Source organism: Arthrobacter sp. CAN_A2 (assembly GCF_015752045.1).
In the GTDB taxonomy this organism is placed as follows: domain Bacteria; phylum Actinomycetota; class Actinomycetes; order Actinomycetales; family Micrococcaceae; genus Arthrobacter_D.
The window spans coordinates 93,923-107,274 of record NZ_JADOUS010000009.1; the positions used below are offsets into that span (position 1 = coordinate 93,923).

General features: G+C 69.6%; 12 protein-coding genes and 1 pseudogene. All 13 read left to right on the forward strand.

Annotated elements, in window-relative coordinates; genetic code table 11:
• Nucleotides 1-76 precede the first annotated feature (76 nt).
• A complete protein-coding gene (locus IWX63_RS12940; RefSeq protein WP_199278575.1) occupies nucleotides 77-1,147 on the forward strand; it encodes a tRNA (adenine-N1)-methyltransferase in 1,071 nt (356 codons plus the stop codon).
• A 298-nt stretch (nucleotides 1,148-1,445) separates the two neighbouring features.
• Nucleotides 1,446-3,128 (forward strand): annotated as a pseudogene (gene arc, locus IWX63_RS12945) (proteasome ATPase); the annotation flags it as partial.
• A 77-nt stretch (nucleotides 3,129-3,205) separates the two neighbouring features.
• Nucleotides 3,206-4,771, forward strand: a complete 1,566-nt coding sequence (gene dop, locus IWX63_RS12950; protein ID WP_199278651.1) for a depupylase/deamidase Dop — start codon at nucleotides 3,206-3,208, stop codon at nucleotides 4,769-4,771.
• Nucleotides 4,772-4,817: 46 nt separating this feature from the next.
• A complete protein-coding gene (locus tag IWX63_RS12955) occupies nucleotides 4,818-5,027 on the forward strand; it encodes a ubiquitin-like protein Pup (protein ID WP_199278577.1) in 210 nt (69 codons plus the stop codon).
• 3 nt (nucleotides 5,028-5,030) lie between these two features.
• The gene (prcB, locus tag IWX63_RS12960) at nucleotides 5,031-5,858 is read left to right on the forward strand and encodes a proteasome subunit beta (protein ID WP_199278578.1); all 828 of its coding nucleotides are present in this window, start codon (nucleotides 5,031-5,033) and stop codon (nucleotides 5,856-5,858) included.
• A gap of 3 nt (nucleotides 5,859-5,861) precedes the next feature.
• Entirely contained in the window at nucleotides 5,862-6,605 is a 744-nt protein-coding gene (gene prcA, locus IWX63_RS12965) for a proteasome subunit alpha (RefSeq protein ID WP_199278579.1), read from the forward strand.
• Nucleotides 6,605-7,966, forward strand: coding sequence for a Pup--protein ligase (pafA, locus tag IWX63_RS12970; RefSeq protein ID WP_199278580.1), 1,362 nt, complete (start codon nucleotides 6,605-6,607; stop codon nucleotides 7,964-7,966). Before prcA ends, pafA begins: the two co-directional genes overlap by 1 nt.
• A 190-nt stretch (nucleotides 7,967-8,156) precedes the next feature.
• The gene (locus tag IWX63_RS12975) at nucleotides 8,157-9,119 is read left to right on the forward strand and encodes an FKBP-type peptidyl-prolyl cis-trans isomerase (protein ID WP_199278581.1); all 963 of its coding nucleotides are present in this window, start codon (nucleotides 8,157-8,159) and stop codon (nucleotides 9,117-9,119) included.
• 44 nt (nucleotides 9,120-9,163) lie between these two features.
• Nucleotides 9,164-9,559, forward strand: coding sequence for an FKBP-type peptidyl-prolyl cis-trans isomerase (locus tag IWX63_RS12980; RefSeq protein WP_199278582.1), 396 nt, complete (start codon nucleotides 9,164-9,166; stop codon nucleotides 9,557-9,559).
• A gap of 109 nt (nucleotides 9,560-9,668) precedes the next feature.
• Nucleotides 9,669-11,657 (forward strand): helix-turn-helix transcriptional regulator, encoded by a 1,989-nt coding sequence (locus IWX63_RS12985; protein WP_199278583.1) that lies wholly within the window; start codon nucleotides 9,669-9,671, stop codon nucleotides 11,655-11,657.
• 9 nt (nucleotides 11,658-11,666) lie between these two features.
• Complete coding sequence (locus tag IWX63_RS12990) at nucleotides 11,667-12,029, forward strand: hypothetical protein (RefSeq protein WP_199278584.1); 363 nt, start codon at nucleotides 11,667-11,669, stop codon at nucleotides 12,027-12,029.
• A gap of 37 nt (nucleotides 12,030-12,066) precedes the next feature.
• Nucleotides 12,067-12,429 carry a Sec-independent protein translocase subunit TatA gene (gene tatA, locus IWX63_RS12995; protein ID WP_199278585.1) on the forward strand — a complete coding sequence of 121 codons (363 nt, stop codon included), beginning with the start codon at nucleotides 12,067-12,069 and terminating at the stop codon, nucleotides 12,427-12,429.
• Nucleotides 12,430-12,497: 68 nt separating this feature from the next.
• The gene (tatC, locus tag IWX63_RS13000) at nucleotides 12,498-13,283 is read left to right on the forward strand and encodes a twin-arginine translocase subunit TatC (RefSeq protein WP_199278652.1); all 786 of its coding nucleotides are present in this window, start codon (nucleotides 12,498-12,500) and stop codon (nucleotides 13,281-13,283) included.
• The last annotated feature ends 69 nt before the right edge of the window (nucleotides 13,284-13,352 follow it).

Sequence of the window (13,352 nt, forward strand, 5' to 3'; positions counted from 1 at the left end):
CATCCGCTCCCCTCATCCCCGCCCCACCCATGCCCCATTCATGCCGGCCCCGCCGGCCCACGCCGAAGGACCACCCATGAGCACCACCCCCACACCCGAAGCATCTGCAGGCCCGCACGGCGCAGCGGCCCGCCGCGGACCGTTCCGCGCCGGCGAGCGCGTGCAGCTGACCGACGAGAAGGGTCGGATGAACACCATCACCCTCACGCCCGGCGGTGCGTTCCACACCCACAAGGGCTTCCTCCAGCACGACGCGCTCATCGGCGCCACCGAGGGCACGATCCTGGAGAACACCAGCGGGCAGCTGTACCAGGCACTCCGTCCGCTCCTGTCGGACTTCGTGCTGTCCATGCCGCGCGGCGCGGCTGTCGTCTACCCGAAGGACGCCGGGCAGATCGTCACGATGGCCGACATCTATCCGGGCGCGCGCGTCGTCGAGGCCGGCGTGGGCTCCGGGGCGCTGTCCATCTCGCTGCTGCGCGCCGTGGGCGACGACGGCTACCTGCATTCCTTCGAGCGCCGCGAGGAATTCGCTGACATCGCCCGCGGCAACGTCGAGACGATCTTCGGCGGACCGCACCCGGCCTGGCAGATCACCCTCGGCGACTTCCAGGAGCAGGTCCTCGCCCAGGAGGAGCCCGGATCGGTGGACCGTGTGGTCCTGGACATGCTGGCGCCCTGGGAGTGCCTCGACGCCGTCGCCACCGTGCTGAACGCCGGGGGCGTGTGGATCAGCTACGTGGCCACGGTCACCCAGCTCTCCCGCACCGCCGAGGCCATCCGCGCGGACGGCCGCTTCACGGAGCCCGAGGGTTGGGAGTCCATGGTGCGCGGCTGGCACCTCGAGGGCCTCGCCGTGCGTCCCGACCACCGGATGGTCGCCCACACCGGGTTCCTGCTCACCACCCGCAGGCTGGCCGAGGGTACCGTCGGTTTCACCCCGAAGCGCCGGCCCTCCAAGACCGGGTTCAGCGAGGAGGACCTCAACGCCTGGACGCCGCAGGCCGTGGGGGAGCGCGAGGTCTCCGACAAGAGGCTGCGCCGCGTCGCCCGGGATGCGGCGTCGACCATCCAGCGGGGCTCCCTTCCCGCCGAGGAGGCCCAGGCCCGCCGCGACGCGATCGCCGACGGCGGCACGGTCGAGTAGGTCGCCCCGTGCTCCGGCACCGTCCCCGGGCGGTGCCGGGCGGCCTCCCGGGGGCGCGTGCCGTGGCCGCGCGCCGTGTCCGCCGTGTCCCGGCCTCCGGTGACGGGGAGAAGCCGCCGAGCCTCATGCGTTAACCCGGGGCAGCAACACTGCACATCGTGGACAGGCGTCTGCGCTAAGGTCGAACGACAGCTGAAGGTCGAACCGAAGGTGGCGAACCGAAATGCCGGAATCCGATGACCACGCTCCAGCCCACGGCTCGCGGGAGCCGAGCCACCCGCTCGTCGACAACTCCGCCGCACAGCGCCAGCTGAACGTCCTGCGGGACAAGCTGCGCCATATCGACCGCCACCTCGCGGCAGCCACCCAGAACAACGGGAAGCTCGTCACCGCGCTCAAAGCCGCGCGCACCGAGATCGTCCGGTTGAAGGCGGCGCTCGAGAAGGAAGGCGCGGCCCCCTTCAGCTTCGCCACCGTGATGCAGGTGAACCCGAGGCGCCCGTCCGAGCCCGGCACCACCACCGAGGCGACGGTGCAGGACACCGCGGACATCCTGCAGTCCGGCCGGAAGCTGCGCGTCACCGTCAGCCCGCTCATCAACGTCCGCCAGCTCGCGCCCGGCCAGGAAGTGCTCCTCAACGAGTCCCTCACCATCGTCGCGGCCCTCGGCTTCGAACGCGCCGGGGAGATCGTCACCGTCAAGGAACTCATGGGCACCGACCGCGCGCTCGTGGTGGGACGCACGGACGACGAACGCGTGATCAAGCTCAGCGGGCCGCTCCAGGCCGAGAAGATCCGGGTGGGCGACGCCCTCGCCGTCGACACGAAGTCCGGCTACGGCCTGGAGAAGGTGCCGCGCAGCGAGGTGGAGAACCTCGTGCTCGAGGAGGTCCCGGACATCGCGTACGGCGACATCGGCGGGCTCGGTCCGCAGATCGAGCAGATCCGCGACGCCGTCGAGCTCCCGTTCCTGCACCCCGACCTCTACCGGGAGCACGGGCTCAAGCCGCCCAAGGGCATCCTCCTCTACGGGCCGCCGGGCTGCGGGAAGACCCTCATCGCGAAGGCCGTCGCCAACTCGCTGGCCGCCCGCGCGGCCGAGCGCGCCGGCGTCGAGCAGATCCGCAGCTACTTCCTGAACATCAAGGGCCCCGAGCTGCTGGACAAGTACGTCGGCGAGACCGAGCGCCACATCCGGCTCATCTTCGCCCGTGCACGGGAGAAGGCCTCGGACGGAAGCCCCGTCGTCGTGTTCTTCGACGAGATGGACTCCCTGTTCCGCACGCGCGGCACCGGTGTGTCCTCCGACGTCGAGACGACGATCGTCCCGCAGCTGCTCAGCGAGATCGACGGCGTCGAGAAGCTCGAGAACGTGATCGTCATCGGCGCCTCCAACCGCGAGGACATGATCGACCCCGCCATCCTCCGGCCGGGGCGGCTGGACGTGAAGATCAAGATCCAGAGGCCCGACGCCGAGGGCGCCGCCGAGATCTTCGCGAAATACATCACGGCGGACCTGCCGCTGCACGCGGACGACCTCGCCGAGAACGGCAACGACCCGCAGACCACGATCGCCGAGATGATCCGGCGCACGGTCGAACAGATGTACTCGACGGACAAGTCCAACGAGTACCTCGAGGTGACCTACGCCAACGGGGACACCGAGATGCTGTACTTCAAGGATTTCAACTCCGGCGCCGTCATCCAGAACGTCGTGGACCGTGCGAAGAAGTACGCCATCAAGGACCTCCTCCTCGACGGCAGCAAGGGCCTGCGCATCGAGCATCTGATGCGGGCCGTGGTGGACGAGTTCCGCGAGCACGAGGACATGCCCAACACCACGAACCCCGACGACTGGGCGCGCATCTCCGGCAAGAAGGGCGAGCGCATCACGTACATCCGCACCATCGTGCAGGGCAAGGCGGGCCAGGAACCGGGCAAGTCGATCGAGACGACGGCGAACACCGGCCAGTATCTGTGATCGTCACGGGCGGACGGGCGGTCGGACAGCCGGGGGAGCTGCCCGCCGTCGGTGACGGGATCTCCGTCCACCGCGTCATGGGGACCGAGACCGAGTACGGCATCATCGCGCCGGCCCTGCCGTCGGCGAATCCGACGCTGCTGTCCTCGCAGGTGGTCAACGCCTACGCCGCCACCCTGCGCGAAGGGCTGGGCAACCTCGTGGGCACCCGCTGGGACTATACGGACGAGACGCCGCTGACCGACGCCCGCGGCTTCAGGATGGACCGCGGCAGCGCGCACCCGAGCCAGCTGACGGACGAGCCCGTGGAGCTCAGCGCCGAACAGATCGCGCTCGAACGCGGGGAGCCCGCCGAGGCCGCCGTGCTCATGAACCTGGTGCTCAACAACGGGGCCCGGCTCTACGTGGACCATGCCCACCCGGAGTATTCCTCGCCCGAGGTAACCAACCCCCTCGACGCCGTGCTCTGGGACCGCGCCGGGGATCACGTGGCCGTCGCCGCGATGGAACGCATCAGGACCACGCCCGGCTTCTCGCCCGTGATCCTCTACAAGAACAACACGGACAACAAGAGCGTGTCCTACGGCTCGCACGAAAACTACCTCGTCCCCCGGAGCGTGCCGTTCTCGAAGCTCGCGGAGGCGCTCATCCCGTTCTTCGTCTCACGCCAGGTCGTCTGCGGTGCCGGGCGGGTGGGCCTCGGTCCCCTCAACCAGGAGCCCGGATTCCAGATCAGCCAGCGCGCCGACTTCTTCGAGAACGAGATCGGCCTCGAGACGACGGTCCGGCGCCCCATCATCAACACGCGGGACGAGCCCCACGCCGTCGCCGAGAAGTACCGGCGACTGCACGTCATCATCGGCGACGCGAACCTGAGCGAGGTGTCGAACTATCTGAAGGTGGGCACCACCGCTCTCGTCCTCTCCCTCATCGAGCAGGGCCTCGCGCCGGTGCCGCAGCTCGAGGACCCGGTCGAGGCGCTGCAGGCCATCAGCCATGACCCCTCCTTGACGGTGCAGGTCCGGCTGAAGGACGGGCGGAGCCTGACCGCGCTGGACCTGCAGGAGATCTACTGCAACGCGGTCGTGGCAGCGCTGCCCGCTGACGCGGACCGGCAGACGCGCGACGTCGTCGACCGCTGGCAGTCACTGCTGGTGACGCTGCGGCGCGATCCGATGGAGGCCGCCCGGCAGGTCGACTGGATCGCGAAGCTGAAGGTCCTCGAGGCGTACCGGGCCCGGGACGGTCTGGCGTGGACCGACCCACGCCTCGCGCTCATCGACCTGCAGTACGCCGACCTCCGGCCCGAGAAGGGCATCTACCAGCGGCTGGCCCGCAGGGGCGACGTCGATCTGCTCGTCGACCCCGCCGTCGTCGCGCGCGCCGCCGTCGAACCGCCCCGGGACACGCGGGCCTACTTCCGCGGCCGGTGCATCGCCGAGTACCCCGCAGAGGTGGTAGGGGCCAGCTGGGACTCGCTGATCTTCGAACTCCCGGGCCAGCGGAGGCTGCAGCGCGTCCAGACCCGCGAACCGCTGCGGGGCACGGCGGCGCTCACCGGGGCGTTGTTCGATGCAGCCACGGATGCCGAGGATTTCCTCGCCCAATTGTTGAGCGACCCGGATCGGCGCGTGGCACCATAGGAGCCTGACCTCCGAACTGATCACGACTACGGAAAGGGTGGATACCGTGGCGACACAGGACCGCAGAAATACCGGCGGATCGTCCTCCGCGGCGGAGGAGGAGGAACTCCCCGACCCCGCCCCCGCGCCGCCCGCTGCCGCGCAGGACTCCGGCCAGACCCAGGGCGTCGACGACCTGCTCGACGAGATCGACGGCGTCCTCGAATCCAACGCCGAGGAATTCGTCCGCGGCTTCGTGCAGAAGGGTGGCCAGTAGCGGATGCTTCCGGATGATGCCGCGGTAGCGGTCCCACGGGCCGCCTCGACGTCCTTTGCCGATTATCTGGGCGCGCACCATCCGGCAATGCTGCCGTCGAACCGGACCCTGGGGCCCGTGACGTCGTCCTCGGATGCCTCCCATCTGGCCCCGCACGCGACGACGATCGTGTCGCTCACCTTCCCGGGGGGCGTGCTCATGGCCGGCGATCGGCGGGCGACGATGGGCAACGTGATCGCCAGCCGCCACATCGAGAAGGTGTTCCCCGCGGACCACTCCTCGGTGCTCGGGATCGCCGGCAGCGCCGGCATCGGCGTCGACCTGGCGCGGCTCTTCCAGGTGGAGCTGGAGCATTACGAGAAGATCGAGGCGACCATGATGAGCCTGGACGGCAAGGCCAACCGCCTGGCCGCGATGGTCCGGCAGAACCTCCCGATGGCCATGCAGGGCCTCGCCGTCGTGCCGCTCTTCGCCGGCTTCGACACCGACCGGCATCTCGGCCGCCTCTTCTCGTTCGACGTCACGGGAGGCCGCTACGAGGAACACGAGCACCACTCCGTGGGATCCGGCTCGGTCTTCGCCCGCGGGGCGCTCAAGAAACTGTGGAATCCGCGGCTGGACGAGGCGTCCGCCGTCCGCGTGGCCGTCGAGGCACTCTACGACGCGGCGGACGACGACTCCGCGACCGGCGGCCCGGACACCGTGCGCGGCCTGTGGCCCGTGGTCTACGTCGTGGACGCTGCAGGCACGCGCCGCGTCCCGGAGCGGGACCTCGAAGCCGTGGCACACACCATCATCGATGCCCGTTCCTCCGCGGGCCGGGAGGCATAGGCCATGACCCAGCAGTTCTACGTCTCGCCCGAACAGCTGATGAAGGACCGCGCCGACTTCGCGCGGAAGGGTATCGGGCGCGGCCGGTCGGTGGTGGTGATGAGCTGCCGGGACGGGATCGCCCTCGTCGCACAGAACCCGTCGCCGTCCCTGCACAAGCTCGGCGAGATCTACGACCGCATCGCCTTCGCGGCGGTCGGCAAGTACAACGAGTTCGAGAGCCTCCGCCAGGCCGGGGTCCGCTATGCGGACGTCCGCGGCTACTCCTACGCGCGCCAGGACGTCACGGCGCGCGGCCTCGCCAGCGTGTACGCGCAGAGCCTCGGTGCCGTGTTCACGGCCGAGAGCAAACCCTTCGAGGTGGAGCTCGTGGTGGCCGAGGTGGGTCGCACCCAGGACGCCGACCACCTCTACCGGCTCACCTTCGACGGCTCCATCGCCGACGAGGCGGGCTTCGTGGTCATGGGCGGCGCGGCCGACGCCGTCGTCGGCGCGCTCCGCGGCACCTGGTCCGCGGGCGTCGGCCTGGCCGAAGGCGTCCGCGCCGCTGCCCGCGCCCTCGCGAGCGCCGCCACCCCCGCGGGTGCCGACGGCGACCGGCCGGAGCTCCCCGCCCTCGACTCCTCGGTCCTCGAGGTCGCGTTCCTCGAACGCGACCCGGACACCCTGCGCGGAAGCCATCGCGCGTTCCGCAGGATCGGCGGACCCGAACTCGAGACCATGCTCCAGGGCGGACAGGACACCTGATGGACCGGCGCATCTTCGGCATAGAGACCGAGTTCGGGATCTCCTACTCGGGGCCCAACTCCCGCCCGCTGTCCCCGGAGGAGGTGGCCCGCTACCTCTTCCGCAAGGTGGTCAGCTGGGGCAGGTCCTCCAACGTCTTCCTGACGAACGGGTCCCGGCTGTACCTCGACGTCGGGTCCCACCCCGAATACGCCACCGCGGAGTGCGACGACCTCGCCCAGCTCGTCGCCCACGACCGGGCCGGCGAGCTCATCCTGGAGGACCTCGTCTCCGAGGCGCAGCGGAAGCTGTCGCAGGAGGGCTACGACGGCCGGATCTACCTCTTCAAGAACAACACCGACTCAGCGGGCAACTCCTACGGCAGCCACGAGAACTACCTCATACCCCGCAAGCTCGAGTTCTCCCGGCTCGCCGACATCCTCATCCCGTTCCTCGTGACGCGCCAGCTGCTCGTCGGCGCCGGCAAGGTCCTGAAGACGCAGACCGGGTCCATCTACGCCTTCTCCCAGCGCGCGGACCACCTGTGGGAGGGCATCTCCTCCGCCACGACCCGCTCACGGCCGATCATCAACACCAGGGACGAGCCGCACGCCGACGCCGAGCACTACCGCCGGCTGCACGTCATCGCCGGTGATTCGAACATGTCCGAGACCACCACGCTGCTCAAGATCGGTTCCGTGGACCTGCTGCTGCGGATGGTCGAGGCGGGGGAGCTGATGCGCGACTACCGCCTGGAGAACCCCATCCGCAGCATCCGTGAGATCTCCCACGACCTCACGGGCCGCCAGCTCCTCAAACTCGCCAACGGCCGCCACATGACGGCGCTCGAGATGCAGCGCGAGTACCTGGCGCGGGCGACGGCCTTCGTCGAGCGGAACGGCGCACACAACCAGCACGTGCCCGCAGTGCTGGACCTGTGGGAGCGCGCCCTCGACGCGGTGGAGACGGGGAACACCGCGCACATCGACAGGGAGGTCGACTGGGCGATCAAGAAGAAGCTGATCGACCGGTACCTGGCCCGGTCCGGCGACGACCTCGATTCGGCGAAGGCGGCGCAGCTCGACCTCACCTACCACGACATCTCCCGCACACGCGGGCTGTTCTTCCTCCTCCAGGCGCGGGGGGAAGCCGCCCGCGTCGTCGAGGAGACGGCAGTGAAGGAGGCGGTGGACGTGCCTCCCCAGACCACACGGGCGCGGCTCCGGGGCGAGTTCGTCCGGCGTGCCAAGGAGGCGAACCGCGACTACACGGTCGACTGGGTGCACCTCAAGCTCAACGACAGAGCTCAGCAGACCATCCTCTGCAAGGACCCTTTCGCCTCCGTCGACGAGCGGGTCGAGGCACTCCTGCAGCAATTGTGAGGCCGACGACGACGGCCGGCAGCCTGCTCGCAGCCGCGCCCATGGCACCACTGACGGGACGCTGACGGCACGCTGACAGGGTGCTGCCAGCAGATTCACAGGAGCAACCGTGCCCCCGTTGCCGTTAGGCTTATCAGGGCCCTTTGTTCCACGGGCGGCCTGGACCGGACACCCAACCGAAAGTAGCTTCGTGCGAAAAGTACTTGCAACCTCTCTTGCGCTCACGCTGTCCCTGGCGGCCTGCGGCGGGCCGACGACGGACGACCTGACGGGGGATTCCTCGGGGACGTCGGCCGGCGCCGCCGAGATCCTCGAGTCGGTCGAAGTCTCGGGCGGGACCGACGAGGAGGCACCGACCGTCGAGTTCGATGAACCGCTCGACATCACCGGTGTGGCCGCGAGGACCGTCGTGGAGGGGGATGGGGACGCCATCGAAGCCGGCGAGCAGGTCATGTACCAGCTCGTCTCCCTCAACGCCGAGGACGGCGAGGTCCTCGGTGACACCTACAGCCAGGGCGAACCCCAGGTCCTCCCGGTCGACGACATGCTGAAGGAGCAGGACGCCGAGCTCTACGAGGTCCTGACCGGGTCGAAGGTCGGCGCGCAGGTGGCCTACACCCGTCCCGCACCGGAGCCCGTGGAAGGCCAGCAGGCCACCCCTGAGCAGCTGATCGTCCTGAAGGTCATCTCCGCCGAGCAGCCACCGGCCGAGCCCGAGGTGCTCTCCCCGGAGGACGTCAAGAAGCTCGACGACGACGGCAAGCTGCCCACGTTCACCTTCGACGACAAGGGCGCGCCCGCGGTCACCATCCCCGACAACGAGCCCTCCGAGGACCTCGTCGTGAAGGTCCTCAAGGAGGGCACGGGCGAAGAGGTCGCCGAGTCGGACACCATCACCGCCAACTACAGCGGATGGCGCTGGGAGGACGGCGAGCAGTTCGACTCCAGCTACGAGCGCGGCGAGGCCGCCGAGTTCCCGCTCACCGGTGTCATCGAGGGCTGGACCAAGGGCCTCGCCGGCCAGAAGGTCGGCTCCCAGGTCCTCCTGGTCATCCCCGGCGCCTGGGGTTACGGGGACCCGGCTCCCGAGGGACGCCCCTCCGGCACCCTCGTGTTCTTCGTCGAGATCACCGGCAAGACCGCCGCCGAGTAGCACCGGCCCGCACACCACCCATCCATCGCACCCAAGGAGTATCCATGTCATTCGGACACCGCGAATTCGACCGGCAGAAGCCCGAGATCGACTTCCCCGCCCACGACGCCCCCACCGACCTCGTCATCGAGGACATCATCACGGGCACCGGCGACGAGGCGAAGCCGGGCAACACCGTCTCCACCCACTATGTCGGTGTCGCCTTCTCCACGGGCGAGGAATTCGACGCCTCCTGGAACCGGGGGGCCCCGCTCGACTTCAAGGTCGGCGTCGGCCAGGTCATCCAGGGCTGGGACCAGGGCCTCCTCGGCATGAAGGTCGGCGGACGCCGACGCCTCGAGATCCCGTCCGAGCTCGCCTACGGCGCCAACGGCGCCGGGTCGGCGATCGGCCCGAACGAGGCGCTCATCTTCGTCGTCGATCTGCTCGGCGTCCGCTAGCACCACCTGCACGGCCGCGGAACCGCGGCACCACCACACGGAAGGGACGTACGTCGACCACGGTCGGTGTGCGTCCCTTCCGTCGCCCCCGTGAAGGTAGGGTTTCACCGTGTCCGCAAAACGTACCGAACGCCTCCTCACCCTCGTGATCATGCTCCTGTCGAGCCGTCGTGGGTTCACGAAGGAGGAACTGTTCGAGGAGATCGACCTCTACCGCGAGGCGACGTCGGTCGCGGCCCGCGAGAAGCTCTTCGACCGCGACAAGGCGGCGCTGCGCGAGCAGGGCATCCCGCTGGAGTCCTTCAGCGAGGACGCGTTGTTCGACAACGACAACACCGTGCAGCGGTACCGGATCAGCGCCGAGGACTACCGTCTCGGCGGCGTGACCTTCCTGCCCGAGGAGTACGCCGTCCTCAATCTCGCAGCGGGAGTCTGGGACCAGGGGTCGCTCGACTCCGCGGCGTCCCGCGCCCTGCGGAAACTGAGCTCCCGCAGCATCGACGGCGGCATCGAGCTCACCCCGCTCATCCAGCCGCGCATCACCACGGACGCGCCCTACTGGGACACCGTGTGGCAGGCCCTGACCTCCCGCGCCCCCCTCCGGTTCCCGTACCGGGCTGCGAGCACGGGCCGCGAGGAGGTACGCACGGTGCATCCCTGGGGGATGGGCGCGCGCTTCGGCCACTGGTACGTCGTCGGCTTCGACACGACGCGCAAGGCCGAACGCTTCTTCCGCCTCTCGCGCATGACCGGCGAGCCCGTCATCCTCCAGGGCACCTTCGACGTGCCGCCGTCCTTCGACATGAACCAGACGCTCTCCTCCCTGTCCCGCAGCGAGCCCGACCGGACCGCCGTCATCGCGGCGCGTCCCGGCTCCTGCCAGGTGCTGCGCGTCCGCAAGGACGCGGAGCTCGTGCAGACGGGGGAGGAGTGGGACGTCCTCCGGGTGCCCTACGCGGCGTCGAGCCCCATGGCCGCGACCATCGCGGGCCTCGGCACCAATGCCAGGGTCGAGGAACCGCAGGACCTGGCCGCGGAGGTCGTCCGGCTCCTCGACGGAGCCCACGGGGCGGCCCTCGCGGCGCCGGAGCACCTCGAGATCACCGGAAGCGCCCGCCCCGCGCCCCGGCGCAAGTCCTCCTCCCAGGACCACCTGCTCCGCCTGCTCGACCTCGTCCCGTACCTCCTGGCCCATCCGGGGGCGGAGGTGGGTGACACGGCGCGGAGGTTCGACGTCACCGAGGGCCAGCTGACCAAGGACCTCGACCTGCTGTTCGTCAGCGGACCGCGCCATTACCCCGACGGGCTGATGGACGTGAACATCGAGGAGGACAGGATCTACCTCACCAACGCCCGCGACCTGGCGGAGCCCGTGAAGCTCAGCATGGACGAGGCGTGCTCCCTGGTCGTCGGGCTGCAGGCCCTCCGGGAGCTGCCCGGCATGCGGAACAACGAGGCGATCGTCAGCGCCCAGACCAAGCTCACCGCCGCGACCGGTGACGCCGCGCGCATCGGGACGGCCGTGGCCACCAAGCTCACGGAGGACGACGTCGACCCGACGCTCGAGGTGCTGCAGGCCGCCCTGCACTCGAACGTGCGCGTGGACGTCGACTATTTCGTGCCGACACGCGACGAGATCACGCACCGCCTCCTCGAGCCGGTCCGCATCTTCCTCCACCAGGACACGTGGTACCTCGAGGCCTGGAGCGTCGACTCCGACGGACTGAGGAACTTCCGGCTGGACCGAATCCAGCGCGCCACCCTGACGGATCAGCCGGCCACCGCCGACCTGGACGAGGAGTTCCTCGCCCAGGACCGGCGGAGCGTCTCGCCCTACCGCTCCGGGGACGCCGACCTCGCCGTCACGCTGCTGCTCGAGCCGCGGGCCCGCTGGATCGCGGCGCAGTACAACGCCGACGCCGTGCAGGAGCTCGGCGAGGACCGACTGGCCGCGCGCCTCAAAGTGGCGTCCAGTACCTGGATCCCGGGCCTCGTGGCCGGACTCGGAGGGTCGGCGGCGGTCATCGCTCCCGCCGGACTGCGCGAGGAGACCCTGCGGTGGCTCGAGGCAGCCCGCGCGCACCAGGCCCTGGCCTAGACTGGGACCATGCTCTGGTGGATGTGGATCGTGCTGTGGGTTGCGCTGGTGGCGGTCAGCGTGATCTTCCTCGTCGTCGTCGGCTTCCGCGTCTTCCGCCGCGGAATGCGAACTCTCGGTGAATTCGGGGAAGCGATGGACCGCCTCCAGGTGAACGTGCCCCCCGCCGACGCCGCGGACGACCGTGCGGGAGCGGCCCCCTCGGCCGTGCCGGGCATCCCCGTCCCTGCCGTCTTCTCGGCACCGGACACGGTCCGTGCGGCCCGCGCACTGGCGAGGACCCGCCGCATCGACGACCGGCGTGCGCGGCGCGTCGCGACGCGGGCCGGGCGCGAACAGCCGCAGCTCCTGCAGGACATGCCCCACCTGTGAACTAAACTCGAGCGTGAACCAACGAGAGGAAATGGGCATGAGGCTCGAAGGCTGGCACATCGTCATCATCATCGTTCTTGCGATCGTCCTGTTCGGCGCGCCGAAGCTGCCCGGACTGGCACGTAGCGTGGGACAGTCCCTGCGCATCTTCAAGTCCGAGGTGAAGCAGATGAAGGACGAGAACAACACGGGTGAGGCCGGCACGGATCCCGTGGAGGGCCGTGTGGTGAACACCCCCGCACCGCAGACGTACACGCCCACCTACCAGACACCCGTCCAGCCGCAGGGTCCGGCGCAGCAGCCCCACGGCACGTCCCCGGCCACCGATGCACGGGTCGCCGACGGCCAGGGGCAGGCGGGTCCGGCGCAGCAGAGCGGTAACCCGCACACCAGCCAGTAGGCAGGATCCTCCCCGTGTCACCCGCACACGCGCGCAAGCGCGGCAGGAAGGCCAACCCCGAGGGGCGCATGGCCCTGAAGGAGCACCTGCGCGAGGCCCGCAACCGGCTGTTCAAGTCGGCGATCGCGGTCATCGCCGCGACCGTGGTGGGCTTCTTCGTCTACGAACCGGTGCTGCGTGCCCTGGCGGCCCCGATCATCGCGATCAACGGGCAGGAGGGTCGCACGGCGTCGCTGAACTTCGACAGTGCGGCGTCCCCGTTCGACCTGCTCATCCAGGTGTCGGTGTTCCTGGGCCTGGTGCTCTCCAGCCCGGTGTGGCTGTACCAGCTGTGGGCGTTCATCACCCCGGGGCTGAAGACCAAGGAGCGGCGGATCGCGCTGGCCTTCATCGCGGTCGCGTTCCCGCTGTTCCTCGCCGGCATCGCCCTGGCCTGGCTGATCCTGCCCAACGCGGTGCGGGTGCTGACCGAGTTCACGCCGGAGGACTTCTCCAACTACATCAGCGTCTCGGTGTACTTCACCTTCGTGCTGCGGCTGATGCTGGCATTCGGGATCGCGTTCCTGCTGCCCGTGGTGCTGGTCGGGCTGAACATGGTCGGGCTGGTCTCGGGCAAGCAGATCCTCAAGGCGTGGCGGATCACCGTCTTCCTGGTGTGCCTGTTCGCCGCGATGGCGGCGCCCGGCGGAGACGCGCTGAGCATGTTCTACCTCGCGGTGCCCCTGCTGCTGCTGTTCTTCGTCGCGATCGGGCTGTGCCTGCTCAACGACAAGCGCCGGGCCCGCCGCACCGCGGCCCGCGAAGCGGCCGTCGAGGCCACCGCGGACAGCGCCACACCCCTGGACGCCCTCTAGGCCGAGACACGCCGGGCCGCACTCCCGCAAGGGCGATCCACCGCCGGGCCCGGCGCGATGGCGCCGCGT

Coding starts and splice junctions, on each gene's coding strand:
- tatC (WP_199278652.1), top strand. CDS start 12,498: ATGGCCCTGAAGGAGCACCTGCGCGAGGCCCGCAACCGGCTGTTCAAG.
- tatA (WP_199278585.1), top strand. CDS start 12,067: ATGAGGCTCGAAGGCTGGCACATCGTCATCATCATCGTTCTTGCGATC.
- IWX63_RS12980 (WP_199278582.1), top strand. CDS start 9,164: ATGTCATTCGGACACCGCGAATTCGACCGGCAGAAGCCCGAGATCGAC.
- IWX63_RS12940 (WP_199278575.1), top strand. CDS start 77: ATGAGCACCACCCCCACACCCGAAGCATCTGCAGGCCCGCACGGCGCA.
- IWX63_RS12990 (WP_199278584.1), top strand. CDS start 11,667: ATGCTCTGGTGGATGTGGATCGTGCTGTGGGTTGCGCTGGTGGCGGTC.
- pafA (WP_199278580.1), top strand. CDS start 6,605: ATGGACCGGCGCATCTTCGGCATAGAGACCGAGTTCGGGATCTCCTAC.
- dop (WP_199278651.1), top strand. CDS start 3,206: ATGGGGACCGAGACCGAGTACGGCATCATCGCGCCGGCCCTGCCGTCG.
- prcB (WP_199278578.1), top strand. CDS start 5,031: ATGCTTCCGGATGATGCCGCGGTAGCGGTCCCACGGGCCGCCTCGACG.
- prcA (WP_199278579.1), top strand. CDS start 5,862: ATGACCCAGCAGTTCTACGTCTCGCCCGAACAGCTGATGAAGGACCGC.